This is a genomic window from Klebsiella scottii (genome assembly GCF_036561945.1).
Taxonomy (GTDB): domain Bacteria; phylum Pseudomonadota; class Gammaproteobacteria; order Enterobacterales; family Enterobacteriaceae; genus Klebsiella; species Klebsiella scottii.
Genome location: NZ_JARXNI010000002.1, coordinates 1 through 255, shown reverse-complemented (window position 1 = coordinate 255; position 255 = coordinate 1). Strand labels below are relative to the sequence as shown.

The 255-nt window shown below is 52.9% G+C and carries 1 rRNA gene; it reads right to left on the bottom strand.

Annotated features, from left to right (window positions below):
• Positions 1 to 255 (bottom strand): 23S ribosomal RNA (locus QFI97_RS23560); the annotation flags it as partial.

The window sequence follows — 255 nt, the reverse complement described above, 5'->3', positions numbered from 1 at the left end:
TCAAGCGCCTTGGTATTCTCTACCTGACCACCTGTGTCGGTTTGGGGTACGATTTGATGTTACCTGATGCTTAGAGGCTTTTCCTGGAAGCAGGGCATTTGTTACTTCAGCACCGTAGTGCCTCGTCGTCACACCTCAGCGTTAACAAGAGTCCGGATTTACCTAAACTCTCCGCCTACATGCTTAAACCGGGACAACCGTCGCCCGGCCAACATAGCCTTCTCCGTCCCCCCTTCGCAGTAACACCGAGTACAG